14 protein-coding genes are annotated in these 15,275 nt (G+C 57.9%); 9 read left to right on the top strand and 5 right to left on the bottom strand.

The window, feature by feature from the left end; translation table 11 throughout:
- The first annotated feature begins 139 nt into the window (after window positions 1-139).
- The 3 genes from A3709_RS07010 (at window position 140) to folE (ending at window position 2,247) form a co-directional block, all read left to right on the top strand.
- Window positions 140-730 carry a sigma-70 family RNA polymerase sigma factor gene (locus tag A3709_RS07010; RefSeq protein WP_066052174.1) on the top strand — a complete coding sequence of 197 codons (591 nt, stop codon included), beginning with the start codon at window positions 140-142 and terminating at the stop codon, window positions 728-730.
- Between the two features lie 2 nt (window positions 731-732).
- Entirely contained in the window at window positions 733-1,389 is a 657-nt protein-coding gene (locus A3709_RS07015; protein WP_066052178.1) for a ChrR family anti-sigma-E factor, read from the top strand.
- Between the two features lie 180 nt (window positions 1,390-1,569).
- Window positions 1,570-2,247: a GTP cyclohydrolase I FolE gene (gene folE / locus A3709_RS07020; RefSeq protein ID WP_066052181.1), complete on the top strand. Its 678-nt coding sequence runs from the start codon at window positions 1,570-1,572 to the stop codon at window positions 2,245-2,247.
- Here the strand turns inward: folE and A3709_RS07025 are convergent.
- From A3709_RS07025 to A3709_RS07045, 5 genes are all read right to left on the bottom strand, one after another.
- Complete coding sequence (locus A3709_RS07025; RefSeq protein ID WP_066052183.1) at window positions 2,239-2,667, bottom strand: nuclear transport factor 2 family protein; 429 nt, start codon at window positions 2,665-2,667, stop codon at window positions 2,239-2,241. The two genes, folE and A3709_RS07025, sit on opposite strands and share 9 nt — an antisense overlap.
- Before the next feature lie 142 nt (window positions 2,668-2,809).
- The gene (locus tag A3709_RS07030) at window positions 2,810-3,412 is read right to left on the bottom strand and encodes a PepSY domain-containing protein (protein ID WP_066052186.1); all 603 of its coding nucleotides are present in this window, start codon (window positions 3,410-3,412) and stop codon (window positions 2,810-2,812) included.
- 27 nt (window positions 3,413-3,439) lie between these two features.
- Window positions 3,440-4,039 carry a 1-acyl-sn-glycerol-3-phosphate acyltransferase gene (locus A3709_RS07035; protein WP_066052190.1) on the bottom strand — a complete coding sequence of 200 codons (600 nt, stop codon included), beginning with the start codon at window positions 4,037-4,039 and terminating at the stop codon, window positions 3,440-3,442.
- Window positions 4,040-4,087: 48 nt separating this feature from the next.
- Window positions 4,088-4,540 carry a YaiI/YqxD family protein gene (locus A3709_RS07040; protein ID WP_066052599.1) on the bottom strand — a complete coding sequence of 151 codons (453 nt, stop codon included), beginning with the start codon at window positions 4,538-4,540 and terminating at the stop codon, window positions 4,088-4,090.
- A 2-nt stretch (window positions 4,541-4,542) separates the two neighbouring features.
- Window positions 4,543-5,418: an SDR family NAD(P)-dependent oxidoreductase gene (locus A3709_RS07045; RefSeq protein WP_066052192.1), complete on the bottom strand. Its 876-nt coding sequence runs from the start codon at window positions 5,416-5,418 to the stop codon at window positions 4,543-4,545.
- A gap of 253 nt (window positions 5,419-5,671) precedes the next feature.
- Here A3709_RS07045 and A3709_RS07050 point away from each other — a divergent pair, with 253 nt between their 5' ends.
- The 6 genes from A3709_RS07050 (at window position 5,672) to A3709_RS07075 (ending at window position 15,101) form a co-directional block, all read left to right on the top strand.
- Entirely contained in the window at window positions 5,672-6,073 is a 402-nt protein-coding gene (locus A3709_RS07050) for a secondary thiamine-phosphate synthase enzyme YjbQ (protein ID WP_066052195.1), read from the top strand.
- 12 nt (window positions 6,074-6,085) lie between these two features.
- Window positions 6,086-9,184 (top strand): YncE family protein, encoded by a 3,099-nt coding sequence (locus tag A3709_RS07055; RefSeq protein WP_066052199.1) that lies wholly within the window; start codon window positions 6,086-6,088, stop codon window positions 9,182-9,184.
- 159 nt (window positions 9,185-9,343) lie between these two features.
- A complete protein-coding gene (locus A3709_RS07060; protein ID WP_066052201.1) occupies window positions 9,344-10,756 on the top strand; it encodes a DUF4856 domain-containing protein in 1,413 nt (470 codons plus the stop codon).
- The gene (locus A3709_RS07065) at window positions 10,722-12,008 is read left to right on the top strand and encodes an imelysin family protein (protein WP_082849961.1); all 1,287 of its coding nucleotides are present in this window, start codon (window positions 10,722-10,724) and stop codon (window positions 12,006-12,008) included. The genes A3709_RS07060 and A3709_RS07065 overlap by 35 nt, the downstream gene beginning before the upstream one ends.
- Window positions 12,001-14,184, top strand: a complete 2,184-nt coding sequence (locus A3709_RS07070; RefSeq protein WP_066052207.1) for a TonB-dependent receptor domain-containing protein — start codon at window positions 12,001-12,003, stop codon at window positions 14,182-14,184. The genes A3709_RS07065 and A3709_RS07070 overlap by 8 nt, the downstream gene beginning before the upstream one ends.
- Window positions 14,184-15,101 carry a sterol desaturase family protein gene (locus A3709_RS07075; protein ID WP_066052211.1) on the top strand — a complete coding sequence of 306 codons (918 nt, stop codon included), beginning with the start codon at window positions 14,184-14,186 and terminating at the stop codon, window positions 15,099-15,101. Before A3709_RS07070 ends, A3709_RS07075 begins: the two co-directional genes overlap by 1 nt.
- Window positions 15,102-15,275: the final 174 nt, after the last annotated feature.

Here is a 15,275-nt window from a genome sequence, read left to right on the forward strand (position 1 = left end):
GCGAATCAACGGCTTGCGGATCAATACTGGAAGGAAATTGGACAAGGGGTGATCCAGAATGAAATACCGCGCGTATTTTTTCCCGTACGTGCTAGACTTTGGATAAGAATCAGTGACTTACACGGGAGCTAAGGCACCTATGGCCAGCAGCATCGGGATAGATTCAACCGGTCGCAGAGATGATGAGTGGAGCCAGTGCCTGCAACTTGTTGCAGACAATCAGGATCGAGAAGCGTTTTCTCGACTTTTTGGGCATTTCGCCCCGCTCATCAAGGCATTCGCAATCAATGGCTCTGCCCTCGCGGCGGCCCACGCGGAAGAACTGGTCCAAGAAGTGATGATCAAGGTTTGGCAGAAGGCGAGTGCATTCAACCCGCACAAGGCTGCAGCCAGCACCTGGATCTACACCATTGCACGTAACTGCCGCACCGACATGTATCGGCGCCTGCAGAAGTTTGACACTCCTCTCAGTGCCGACGATATCTGGCCGGACAGCGAAACTGACACTGAAGAGCTTTTTACCGCCGTGCAACAAAAGCGCGACGAAACCAAGGTGAGAGAAATGTTGCAGCAGCTGCCCCATGAACAGTCACTGATTCTCACCAAGGTATACATGGAGGGCAAATCGCACAGCGAAGTATCCGAGGAACTTGACCTCCCCCTTGGCACGGTTAAATCGCGCGTGCGGCTTGCAATGAAAAAACTACAACTGACAGCTGAAAGACACTGACCATGGCTATGCATCACCCAGACACACGACTGTTGAACGAATACGCCGCAGGCACGCTGCCGCTGGCGCAGTCCGTATGTATCTCACTTCACCTGAATTATTGCGACCAGTGCAAACGCACTGTGCACAAGCTTCAAAAGATGGCCGCCGCCATGTTTGAGGATCTTTCGCCAAAGCAGGTGGACGACTCGCTACTCAGCACCGTGTTTGCCCGAATCGACGAAGAGCCGGAACCGCTGCGTTACGCACCACCGGCGCAAACTGAGGACGGCTATCCTTCGCTGGTGCAGCGTCTCATGCACCGCGACTATCACGATTTGGAATGGCAGCGCATGAGCTCCAATCTGCGCATCAGCCGCCTGCGTACGGGCGATCAGGACAATGAGTTTGCGCTTTACCACATTAAGGCCGGCGGCACGATTCCTACTCACACGCACAAGGGTAATGAGCTGACGCTGGTACTGGAGGGCGGCTTCTCTGACGACGAGGGCCACTATACCCAGGGTGATTTCCTGTTCCGCGACGCATCGCATCAGCACAACCCGACCGCTGACCAGGACGGCGACTGCATCTGCATCGGCGTACTGGATGCGCCGATCAAATTTACCGATTGGAAGTACCGCGCCGTTAATCCGTTCCTCAAGCTACGCGCTGAATAACGGTTACCGATTTCACACGAGGCTTCCGGGTGGTCACTCCCCCGGGAGCCTTTTTTTTGGCCAATAAAATAGTAGCCAAGCAACGCAACCGCAGGCAGAATCCCGGCTCTTCCTGGTTATCCAGCAATCTGATTACAGTGAAAGTGCGTATCTTCAATCAAACAAACTAAGGACCCGAGCATGAATGCGATTACCTCCCCGGCCCTGAACAGGGAAGCCGATTTCTCCCCTGAAGCTCTTGCCGTACGCGAGGCGCTGATTGCCCACGGCCTGGAGACTCCGCTGGTAGCCACCGGACTCAGCTCTGAAGAACAGTACGAACGCCTGCAGCAATCGTTCACTGACATTATGAATGTGCTCGGCCTGGACCTGCGCGATGACAGCCTGAGCGAAACACCTCACCGCATGGCAAGCATGTACCTCAATGATTTGTTCGCCGGGCTGGACTACGGCACATTTCCCAAGATTTCCTCCATCGAAAACAAGATGGGTGTGGATGAAATGGTGCTGATTGATGATATTGAACTCATCTCCACCTGCGAACATCACTTTGTGACCATCGATGGGTTTGCCCGCGTGGCCTATGTGCCCAAGGAGCGCGTTATTGGCTTGTCCAAGATCAATCGCCTCGTGCGCTTCTTTGCCCGCCGCCCGCAGGTGCAAGAGCGACTGACCCGGCAGATTCAGGTCGCCCTGCAAACCCTACTGGAAACCGATAACGTAGCGGTGCTGGTTCAGGCCACCCATTACTGCGTGAAATCGCGAGGCGTTATGGACGCCAGCTCATCGACCCGCACCCAGGCACTGGGCGGCGTATTCAGGACCAATGACAACGAGCGCCGCAGCTTCCTAGGCTGAGCGCTCTTCCATATCCAGCATCAGGCGGGTCAGGAGTATACGGCTGATCCGCCACTGTCCGTCCTCAAGCCGATACTCTTCGTGATAATGACCGACCCCGGTCAGAGTCATCGCAGGCGTTCTTACAATATCCTGCATTGCCCAGACACCGCGGGCGGCACTCGCATCCAACACCGTGATTTCAGGCATATGCCCGTGATGCACCGTCTCGGCATCCTCGAGCGCCTTCTGAATCATGGCGAGATACTCAGCTCTGCTTGAGGTATGGGGCCCGGGAGCGGCGGTAAAATCTGCATCGAGATCATCGCAGAAGCACTCGCCAAAACCCTCCCAGTCCTTAGTGTCTAAACACCTGAAGTACTTCGCCTTCAGGGCCTTGATCTCTTCAATAGCGAGAAGCCGTGTGATGTGTTCACTCATGCTGTCAATCTATCATCGCCCGCCACCTCATTCACCGGGCACTCGTGCGAAATCGGTGGTTACCCTGATTCTGGGCGAAAAATCAGAACACCGCCCATGCTTATTGAGTGACCACAAGGGCTGGGCTTCGCTGAGTCATAGACTATGAAGGGCCCTTTCTTGCGTAGCTGTACAGCCCTAGTCCTGTGAGTCCGAATAACAGCGTCAGTCCCAGAACGCCAAATACCTTGTTCGCCGTGGCATCTCCCAGCCACTGCAGATAGTGTATTTTATACAGCGTATTCAACCACCGTGAATCGTTCCCCTGCTGCCTCAAGCTTAATCGATCCCAGTCCAGGGTTATGACCACCCCTGTATCTGTTGTAACAACGCTATCTTCAACCGAGATAATCTCTCCGTAACGGGAGCGGTTTTGTTCGGTGGCATCCTTGACCAACAGCGCTATTGCTTCGTCTGTGGGCGGCTCTATCAGCTGCAGGGTGTACGGATCGAGGTGACTGACTTGATCGCCGCGACGGGCGATCAGGTGATATCCCAGTATGGTGCGCAGTAGCTGAAAGTGCTCCCACTGCGAACCGGGGGGAAGCGCCAGTGCCTGTTCGATGGGATAGAGTTTGGGGGCAAGTTGTTCGTAGGCGCCTTCGTAGCCGGGCTTGGTCAGGAACACGGCCCCGGTAAAGGCCCAGAGCAGCAGAGGTATAGACATCAGCAGCCCGATCAGGCTGTGCCAACGCGCGGGTTTCATCGACAGAATTCCTTCAGGTGATAGCGCTCAGGCAGCGGCGCACGGCGGTGTGTGCTCCTCGACGGGGTCTTCCTCACGCAGGCGAATCGGCCCCATTTTTTCAGGGAACTTGCCTTTGGCCTCGGCATAAAAATCGCGGAAGTAATCCATATCCAGTTTCACATCACCGGTGGGCATAATGCCGGCGCCAAACCCACCGCGCTTGCGACCAAAATCAAGCATGGAAGGCACGATGGGCACGTTGGCCTGGCGGGCAATGTGGTAGAAGCCGGATTTCCAGTATTCCACCCGGTCCCGGGTACCCTCTGAGGGCACAACCAACACCAGTTCACGCGCCTTGGTCAGAGCCTCGGCCATCGCACAAACCACACCATTACTGCTTTTGCGATTGATTGGCAGACCGCCCAGGCCACGCATCACCCAGCCCATAGGTGGGCGGAACAGGCTGTGCTTGGCCATCCATTGAATTTTGATGTCAAATGCCGCGGCGAACAGCAGCATCAGGGGAAAATCCCAGTTGGATGTATGCGGTGCGGCGATAAGTACATAGCGCTCGTGGACAGGCTTGGCCCCTTCCAGGCTCCAGCCCATCCAGGCCAGCAATTTCCTTGCGATTGTCTGTTTCATGTTCCGGGTCTCTAGCGGGGCGCGGATACTAGCAGAAACTAACCTGAATTACCTGCGGTGCTTTGCCAGGTAGCGATCCAAGGCATTGGCGAATTCCATCTTATCACGCTCGCCCAGCGCGGGCGGGCCACCCCGAACTTCGACCGCAGAAGAGCGCATGGTGTCCATGAAATCGCGCATATTGAGACGTTGGCGAATGTTATTGGCGGTAAATTGCTCGCCCCGGGACGACAGCGCGCCCGCGCCCTTCTCGATGACTTCCGCCGCCAGCGGAATATCAGAAGTAATCACCAGGTCACCAGCCTGGACTTGCTGGGCAATATAGTCATCGGCGACATCGAAACCCGATGCCACCTGGCGAGCAGTGATCCAGGGAGACGCGGGAACGGGGATCAGGTGGTTGGCCACGAACACCAACGGGCATTCAACCCGCTGGGCGGCGCGACACAGAATATCCCTGATCACCTTTGGACAAGCATCCGCGTCTACCCAGATCGTCAGACTCACAACTGCGGGATCTCCGCAAGATCGATGGGCAGTTCAGCGCGGCCAATGCGAGCGGCGCGTTCCTGTAATGTCGCCTCTGCTTCCTCCACGCCTATCATGATGACGAAACGCTTCTCGCGAATACCCTGCAGCAGATAGCGTGCCAGCTCGTCCAGATCCTGTACCTCAAGCGTCACCCCGGCAGCCTCCATGGCCACCTTGAAATCGGCCACGGTGGGCACCGGATCATAAGGCTTCTCACGCGCCAGTTCCTGCGGTCGATTGCGGTCGGTTGTCCAGATACCTGTGTCCAGCAAACCGCCCGAGGGATAGAAGATCGATGCGCCGAGCTTAGTCTCCTCGCTCTGCAGCTGCGCCGCTAGGCATTCGCTGATGCACGATACGGCAGCCTTGCTCGAGGCATAGACGGACTGGTAAGGCAGCGGTGAGATACCGCCGTCGCCTGACGAGGTGTTAATAATATGGCCCTCTTCACCACCTTCGATCATACGCGGTACGAAAGCGCGAATCCCGTTCATTACCCCGCCCACGTTCACACCATGCACCCAGGTCCAGTCATTCTCGGTGGTTTCCCAGACATTGGCGGAAGGTGCTGCTACGCCGGCATTGTTAAATAAGAGGTGGCACACGCCGTAGCGCTCATACACACTGTCAGCCAGGGCATTGACGGAGGCCTGACTGGAAACATCGGTGACAACACCACTAATCTCGCCAGCGCCTTCGAACTCGGCCAGCACTTTATCCAGCGCGCCCTGCTCCACATCGCCGACGACCACGCGAGCACCCGCGGCCAGCAATTCCTTGACGATTGACCGCCCAATTCCTGACGCTCCACCGGTGACCACGGCGACCTTGTTACTGAAGTCCTGCATACGCTCATTATCCTATGTTATTGGCTTGAAGAAACACCCTATCGCTGAATTGGCGTGCGGGGCCAGCAGATGCGGCTCCGCTGGCGACGGTTTCTGCGATTGGTTTACAAAGATATGCAGCTATCGCTACACAATTCGACCACGGCACAGCGGCGCGCCAAATACCGCACCACATTACCCGCGCGCATTGTTTTGCGTAATTGAGACAGGTTAGTATGCAGACTATTCGATCGCTGAGGGGCACCAGCACGCTGTGATTCAGGAACTCACCGTTCATGTGACCGGCCAGGGCCTGCATGCCTTCACGTCGCAGGTTCGCCCCGTCATCGCTGAATCCGGCGTCGACGAAGGATTGTGCACGCTATTTATCCAGCACACATCTGCCTCCCTACTCATCCAGGAAAACTACGACGACTCAGCGCGGATCGACCTTGAAAACTGGATGAACCGGCTGGTCCCGGAACACGATTCACTCTACACCCATACCCTCGAGGGCGCTGACGATATGCCAGCGCACATTAAAAGCGCCCTCACCGCCACCCAAATCAGCATCCCCTTTCAGCGCGGTGAGCTCATGCTCGGCACGTGGCAAGGGATTTTTCTCTGGGAGCACCGCCATCATCATGGCAGCCGCAGAGTCATTCTTCACATTTAGCCCGTGTCACCTATGCCTATTCTGAGATTTCTTCCCCTCATAGCCATCGTTTCCCTCAGTGCCTGTCGACTGGATGTCGCCGTTGATGGCGATGGAACCGTGACGTCACATTCCGGCAAGATCAATTGCCAAAACAATGGCGGCCGCTGCCAGGGCTGGTACGGCTCGCCCCAACCGGAAACCGAAGTCCTGTATGCCGAGCCGAGCAACGGCCAGCAATTCCTCGGCTGGAGCGGCGCCTGTACAGGTGTCGCACCAAGCTGCAACGTCAGCATCGGAGCGACCTCCAGTGACTTCGAGGTGCGGGCCCACTTTCAAGCAGGTCCCGGTGCGGTTCTCCAGGTATTCCCTGCCATAGGTGGCATCGTCAGTTCAGCGGACAACCGCCTTGACTGCGCCGTCGATTGCGCTGCGGCCTATGCCACTGGCACCCAGATAACGCTCACCGCCACACCGATCACAGGGTATACCTTTAACGGCTGGAGTGGCGCCTGTGCTGGTACCGCGGGCAGCACCTGTGTTATCGCTGCGGGGAGCGAGGAGATACAAGTGGCGGCCACCTTCAGCGGCAGCCCCGCCCAGAGTGACGAATTCGTCAACTTTGAAAGNGGCCAAGTACGTCCGCTGGCACTCTCACCGGATGGCAACCGGCTGTTCGCCACCAACACCCCCGCCAATACGCTGGAAATTTACGCCGTCAGCGGCAACCAGCTGACCTTTGAGGCGACCGTCCCCGTGGGCCTGGAACCGGTCGCCGTGGCCGCCCCCGACAACGGCGAGGTATGGGTGGTCAACCACCTGTCCGACTCTGTCAGTGTGATCGATTTGTCTGACGAGATGCCCCAGGTGGTACGCACACTGCAGGTAGGCGATGAGCCCCGTGACATCGTGTTTGCCGGACCCGGTGGCAATCGCGCCTTCATCACCAGCGCAAGACGCGGCCAGAATACCGGCTACCCGTTGGAAGAATATCGTACCCCGGGGCTACCCAGGGCCGACGTGTGGGTATTTGATCGCAGCAGCGAGGACTACCTCAACCAGGGCCTGCCGCTCACCCTGATCAACCTGTTCGGCGACGTACCGCGCGCCCTGGCCACCAACGCCAGCGGTAGCCGTGTCTATGCCGCGGTATTTGCTTCAGGCAACCAGACCACCACACTGATGAACGCACCGGCTGTCGATACTGCCAAAGCAGCACCGCAGGCAGATGTTCACGGCGACCCGCAGCCCGCCACCGGTCTCATCGTCAAATACGACGGCCAGGCCTGGGTAGACGAGGCCGGCACCGACTTCAGCGACCGGATGCGCTTTTCACTCCCCGATTACGATGTCTTCGAGATTAACGCCAATGCTGCTACGCCGGTGGAAATTAATCGTGCCAGTGGCGTGGGTACCACCCTGTTCAACATGGCCTTTAACCCGGTACGCCAAGAGCTGTATGTCACCAATACCGAAGCGCGTAATGAAGTGCGCTTTGAAGGGCCCGGCACCATCAGCACCACGGTGCGCGGCCATATCGCCGACAGTCGCATCAGTGTCATCAACGCAGCCCGCGAGGTGCAGGCCGTCGACCTAAACCCACACGTCGATTACAGCCTGCCGCAAGGATCCGCTATTGCGCCCGCTGACAAAGCCCTGAGCCTCGCCCAGCCGGTAGGCATTGCAGTGTCCCCCGATGGCGAGCAAGTCTTCATTGCTGCCATGGGCTCCAACAAGGTTGCGGCTATCGAGACGGATGCACTGGCGCAAGGGTATCAGCCAGCGGCTTCCGACCAGGTGACCATACCCGGGGGCGGCCCCACCGGGTTGGCGCTGGACGCAGCCGGGCGCTACTTGTATGTACTTGCCAGATACGACAACAGCATTGCGATCGTCGACACGCAGTCGCTTAACATCGCCTCCAGCGTCGCCATGGCGAATCCCGAGCCCGACCATATTCGCCGCGGTCGCCCGTTCCTGTATGACGCCACGCTCACCTCCAGCAATGGCACCACTTCCTGCGCCGCCTGCCACATCTTCGGCGATACTGATCACCTGGCCTGGGACCTGGGCAACCCTGACGAGGAGGTGGTTCCCAACCCCCTCAACTTCGCCCGCACCGGCGTGCCGGATCCGGGGGCCACCTTCCACCCCATGAAAGGGCCAATGACCACCCAGACATTCCGGGGCATTAACGACTCCGGCCCCATGCACTGGCGCGGCGATCGCACGGGTACCAACCGGGTAATGGTGAACGGGCAGCTGGAATCAGTTGAGGCCGCCGCCTTCAAGGAATTCCGCGGCGCATTCGTCGGGCTGCTGGGGCGCGAGGAAGAACTCGATGAATCCGACCTGCAGGCGTTCACGGATTTCGCCCTCACCCTGATGTCACCCCCCAATCCGTTGCGGGCACTGGACAACAGCCTCACAGCATCCCAGGAGCTGGGCGAGCACATTTACTTCAATGAAATTACGACCGGTGGCGAACTGGTGTGTAACGACTGTCACACACTCAACCCGCTGCAAAACCAGTTTGGCACCGGCGGCGAAGTCAGTGATGAGGGCCCCGGTATTACTGAGGACTTCAAGGTCCCCCACTTCCGCAATCTCTATACCAAGGTCGGTATGTTTGGGCTGTCGCCCGGCGGATTCGTGGCCCCCTCACCCTTCATGGGCGATCAGGTGCGTGGCTTTGGCTACCTGCACGACGGTGCCCTGGACACGCTCGACAACTTTTTCTCTGCGATCCAATTCAATCTCTTCAATAACGATGAACGCCGCTTCGCGATTATCGATTTTGTGATGGCTTCAGACAGCAATCTTGCGCCCGTGGTCGGCCAGCAGGTCACCGTCGACGGCAGCGGGCGCTATATCACCGCCTCCGCGCGGCTCGACCTGCTCATTGAGCGCGCGCTTGCATCCACGGCGCGAACTGAATGCGATCTTCTCGCCAAGGGTGTTATTGAAGGGCAGGCGCAAGCGGCCTTGCTCCGCCGCGATGGGTTCTTCCACCTGGGTGACCCTGAGGCCGCCCCACTGACCATTGGCGCGGTAAAGCAATTAGCCAAGCAGCCAGGGCAGGCGCTGACATTTACCTGCGTTCCACCCGGCACGGGGTTTAATGCACTTTAAGCGCCTGGCCGTCCGGGTTTAGTCCAAACTCAATCTTGCTTTTTCAGGAATTTACACCATTAATGTTGATAATCATTCTCGTTTTTATTATCTTTAGCGACCTGATCTCGTCATACCATTGAGGTAGGCGCATACAACAACACCAACCAGGGATATAGCATGACTTCAATTGTCAAACGTACGGCGGCACTGTCCGCCGCCGTTATACTAGCCACCGGCTGTAAATACGACTTCGAGAGCGCTTTCGACAGCGGCAGCGCCGTTTCCTACTCGGGGCAGACCAAGCGCCACGTACTGATCGAAGACCTGGTGGACGAAATTCTCGCCCTGCCCGCGCGCCCTGTTGCCGGCAATATCAATGTCGCCAGCCAGCTCAACTTCTATTTTGACTATGATGGCGGCACCTCCGACGGCCTGATGCACAGCTTTGCCATCGACGGCGAAAGCCTGCTGCAGGATGGCACTTACGGTGGCATCTCTTCCGGTAAAAACCTGTCTGGAAAAATCGCAGGCAACGACCCTGCGTTGATTAATGGCGAGTTTTTTGGCTGGGAACTGGGCATGGACGCAGACCCTACTCCGGAAGAACTGGTTGACTACTTCTTCGCAGAAGTTGATGCAGAAGCCAAGTCTGCCGCCATCAACCTTGTCACCGCAGGTGGCCCCGCCTCTATCACTACGCCATACATCAGTCCTGAAGGTCACGACTATCGTCAGCTTATCCAGAAATTCCTGCTGGGTGCTGTGGCGTTTTCACAGGGTACAGGCGACTACCTGATGACCGATTTCCGCGCAACCAATGTGCAGGAAGAAGGCCAGGGCTACACTGAAGGTGGCCACAATTGGGATGAGGCATTCGGCTACTTCGGCGCCGCCCGCAACTATCCTGATTACACTGACACTGAACTCGCCCAGAAAGGCGGCCGTCCCGAATTCGCGGGCTACAACGATCGCAATGGCGACGGCGTTATTGACCTGATGGGTGAATACAACTTCGGCAACTCCACCAACTGCGCCAAGCGCGATCTGGGTACGGCCGGCAACACTAACCCCACCGATTTTACCACCGACGTATTCAACGCATTCTTCTACGGCCGCTTTGCGCTTAACGCCGCTGCCAACCTGGGCACAATGGGCAACACTGAGGTGGTGCTCATTGATGCCATGGCCAAGCAGGCCTCTGTAGTGTGGGAAAAGTGCATCTCTGCAACCGTTGTGCATTACATCAACGACGTCATCGGTGATATGAACAACTTCTCCAACGGCCAATTTGCCGATGAAGCCAACTTCACTGATCTCGCCAAACACTGGGCGGAAATGAAAGGCTTCGCATTAGGACTGCAGTTCAACCCGCGCTCTCCCTTTCGTACCGGCGATGTACAGGGCATTAACCTGAACAGCCTGAAAACTGCGCTGGCCCTGATGGGCGATGCTCCGGTACTGCCTGACGGCACCCAGAACGGCGTCGCTTACGCTGGCGGCACCGAGCAATACATTACTGACCTGCTAGAAGCACGAGACATTCTTGAACAAGCCTATGAGTTCGATCCTGAAAATGTTGCAAACTGGTAATTCCTTCCCCTTTCCCCACAGCGGCCGCATTGCGGCCGCTGCTGTTTTAAGCCTTACCCTGAGTGCATGTGCCGGAGGCGGCAGTGACGGCGACGATCCAGTCCCCGTACCTGGTCCTGAAAGCTTTGACTACTTCGGTGTCTTCGTAAATCTCGTCGATGGCTACATTCTGCCCAACTACAACAGCCTGGCTGACAGTAGCGCAGAATTGGCTTCGGCCTCGGGGCGCCTGCAAAACTATTGTGACGCTATTGGCAGCGCTGACGAGAGCGGCGCACGCGACGATGCCCGTCAGAGCTGGCGTCAGGCTATGGATGATTTCCAGCGCACGGAACTGCATCAGATAGGCCCTGCGACTTTTGATGCAGGCGCACTGCGCCTGCGACTGACGACCGCCAGCGATACTAATTTCAGTACCTGTGGCGTCGATCAGTCTGTGGTACTGGGACAATCTGCGGATTTTGATCTGACCACCCGCCTCAATAACCAGAAAGGCCTGGTCGCAGTCGAGTACCTGCTTTTCAATGAAGATTTGCGCCACACCTGCCCAACCCAAATCCCCGAAACTGCGGATTGGGACCAGCGCGACGCCGACCAGCGCAAGCAATGGCGCTGTGAACATGCCATCCGTCTCGCCACTGATATCGCAGATGCGAGTGCTGAACTCGCTGCGGCCTGGCAGATTGAGGGCGGTAACTACCGCGCTGAATTCGCCCACCCTGACAACGATGAAGAGGTGCTGGGCCAGCTTTCCGATGCGCTCTTCTACATTGAGGCCGATGTCAAAGACCGCAAGCTCGGCCCGACCCTGGGATTGCACAGCAGCTGCAGCCAGCCCGCCTGCCCCAACTTTGCTGAATCTCCCTACAGCCAGACCTCACTCGAAAATATTGAACAGAACCTGGTGAGTTTCCGTGAACTGTTCAGCGGTGGCGAGGGACTTTCATTCGATGACATCATCGCTTCCGAGGGTTTCCCCGAAATTGCCGAGCGCATGCTGAGTGAAGTGGACGATGCCCTGAACCTGCTGGACACCATCGACAGCTCACTCCTCGAACAGGCAGAGACGCTAGTCGCCACAGACAACGCCGCAGGCTGCGCCAACAGCGCCGCCAACCCTGATGCCGATCAGTCACAATCCGCCTGCGCCCTGCACGGTTATCTCAAGCGGGTCACCGATAGCCTGCGCACCGACTTCGTCACTATCGTTAACCTGGACTTACCTGACAGGGTGCAATCCGACAATGACTAAACGAACGATCCCACTGGCCTTACTCAGCCTGGCCTACGCCTCGCAAAGTGTCGCGCAGGAACCCCCTGAGGTTACGCCACTGTATGAGGAGGTCCTGGTGACCGGCGGTGCCGATGCCATCCGCACACTGTCCGGCTCCGCCAGCTTCATCGACGAGGAAAGCATCCGCGCCTTCGACAGCACTGATCTCAACGAGCTGCTGGGCCAGGTGCCCGGCGTCTATATCCGTTTCGAAGACGGCTACGGCCTCCGCCCGAATATCGGCATACGCGGCGCCACCTCGGAACGCAGCCAGAAGATTACGCTCATGGAGGACGGGATGCTCATCGCACCAGCGCCCTACTCTGCGCCGGCGGCCTACTATATTCCCAACGTCAATCGCATGGCGGCGGTGGAAGTGTTCAAAGGACCTGCCGCCATTCCCTACGGCCCACACACGGTGGGAGGCGCACTGAATCTGGTCTCGCCAAAGGTACCGGAAGACGCCAGAGGTGAGCTTGATCTCGCAGCCGGGAGCGACGACTACCGCAAAGTTCGCGCCCGCTATGGCGACACAGTTGGCCAGTTCGGCTACGATATCGACGTGCTCCGCTACGGCGCCGATGGCTTCAAGCAACTGGACAGCGGCGGCGATACCGGCTTTCGACGCAACGACGCCAATCTGCGCCTGATGTGGCGCTCGGCTGACAACGCCGAGCTGGACCAGCAACTGGAGCTGAAGCTCGGCTATGCCGATGAAGACTCTGACGAGACCTACCTCGGCCTGACCGACGACGATTTTGGCGCAGATCCCGATCGCCGCTACGTGGCCAGCGAACTCGACACCTTCGAATCGGAGCACCGCCAGGCACATCTGCTACACAGTCTATCCGGGGCCGAGCACTGGGACGTGTTTACTACCGCCTATGTCAATCAGTTCGATCGCAGCTGGAATAAATTCGATGGGTTTATCGATGGTCAGCCGCCATCGCTGGTACTGGCATACCCCAATATTTTTATCGATGAGATGGCCTTGCTGCGGGGCGAGGCGTTCTCTGACCCCGATGATGAATCAACCATCATCGACGTGACCAACAATGATCGCGAATATGGCTCCAGCGGTATCGAGTCCCGCCTTACCTGGCGCCTCAGTGTCGGGGAGACCGAGCACCGGCTTCGAACCGGCCTGCGCTACCACTACGACTATGTGGAACGCGACCACAAGGTGCGCGGCTACCTCATGACCGCCGAGGGTCTGGTCACGGACGGCCTGGGTGAGCGCTACAAAAAAGCCCTGAACAAGGCGGAAACCGATGCCTGGTCGGGCTTTGTTGAAGACGAAATGCAATGGGGCGACTGGAAATTCAATGTGGGTGTGCGCTACGAGCACATTGAAGGCGAATTTGATAATGAGCTGACCGACACCCGCAGCGACAATTCTGAGTCAATTGTATTGCCCGGCGCCGGACTCTTTTACCAATGGACCGATGACATCGGCTTCCTGCTCGGCGTCAACAAGGGTTTCTCTCCTGCCGGCCCCGGTGCCGACGACAGTGTCGACCCAGAAGACAGCGTCAACTACGAGTACGGTGTGCGATTTACGCGCGACAACATGCAGTTCGACCTGATTGGCTTCTTCAGCGATTACGCGAATCTGTTGGGACGCTGCCGTGTCTCAGACCCCAGCTGTGAAGTGGGCGAAGAATTCAACGGGGGCGAAGTAGAGATTTCGGGTGCTGAAGTCACCGCAAACTATGTCGGTGCCTGGGTCGATGGTCTGACCTTCCCAGTCGACCTGAGCTACACCTACACCGAGTCTTCCTTCCAGAACAGCTTCCTGTCGGACTTCTCGCAATGGGGACTGGTGCGCGCAGGCGACGAGCTGCCCTACACCCCCGAGCATCAGGGGCGGCTGCAGGTCGGCGTCGCCAATTACCGCTGGAGCGTTTACGCGGCGGTGAAGTACATTGGCAAAATGCGCGAACTCCCCGGCCAGGACAGTTTCAATCCAGCGACCTCAACGCGCTCGCTCACCACCTGGAACCTGTCCGCCAACTACGACATTACCGAAGACCTGACCCTGCGGCTCATCGGCGAAAACCTCAGTGACGAACGCGAAATCGTGTCCCGCCGTCCCTTCGGTGCCCGTCCGAATCAACCTCGAGTCTTGAAAGTCGGCGTCAACTACCGGTTCTGATGGATACGCTAGCCACTGCTCTGATCAGCGCCCCGGGAGATACTTTCGCGGCGCTGTCGAGCCTGCCGCTGGATCCTGGCAAGCGCCTGTTCTGGGGCTTTTTGCTGAGCAGCCTGATACTGGGGTGGCTGGTACTCGCCTGGCGGCACGGAACGCTGCGACCCCGGGCGCTATTGAACAAGACCTTGCCGGCAGGTTACTGGCGCCATCCGTCACACCTGGTCGATCTCGGACTGTTGCTGCTTAACACCCTGCTGCGCCTTGCGCTGCTGGTGCCACTGTTTGGCGGCCACGTCCTGGCGACGCTATGGGTAGCGCGGCTATGGCAGGGGCAACTGGGCAGTGCGCCCGAGCTGGCCTGGCACGGCGCTGCAATCATCGCCTGTTACACCTTCGCATTTTTCCTGCTCGAAGACCTGAGCCGCTTTGGCCTGCACCGTGCCATGCACCGTGTACCCCTGCTGTGGCGACTGCACCGTGTTCACCACAGCGCTGAAGTACTCAGCCCCCTGACCCTGCACCGGGTTCACCCCATGGAGATGGCGCTCTACTATCTGCGAGGCATGCTGGTGTTCGGCGCCGTGAGCGGTACTTTCGTCTGGCTGTTCGGTCGTCAGGTCGACGGTATCGATATCCTCGGCGTGGACGCCCTGGGCTTCCTGTTCAATGCGGCCGGAGCCAACTTGCGCCACTCACCCGTATGGGTAGGTTTCGGACACCTCGAGCGGATCTTCGTCAGCCCGGCCCAACACCAACTGCATCACAGTGCTGCGGCAGCACACCAGGACCGAAATTTTGGCACCTGCCTCGCCATCTGGGACCGGCTCGGTGGGACCTGGTTGCCAGCCGGTCGGCCACAAACCCTGAGCTTCGGTCTCAAGTCATCTGAGAGCCCGACGGCAGTGCCTGCCACCTGAATATCCTTTACAGTCATAGAGATAATATCTGCTCCGCCAGGTCGAAAATTTCGCGACGAATACATTGATTTATCTGCAAGTTATCTGAAGGTTGTGAAAACAAAAAATCTCGGGTGGCTTTATTCGCCACATGAGCCGCGAAAATCAGTGATTTATCGAAGGCTACTTCAACGG

The sequence above is a fragment of the Halioglobus sp. HI00S01 genome (assembly GCF_001635445.1).
In the GTDB taxonomy this organism is placed as follows: domain Bacteria; phylum Pseudomonadota; class Gammaproteobacteria; order Pseudomonadales; family Halieaceae; genus Halioglobus; species Halioglobus japonicus.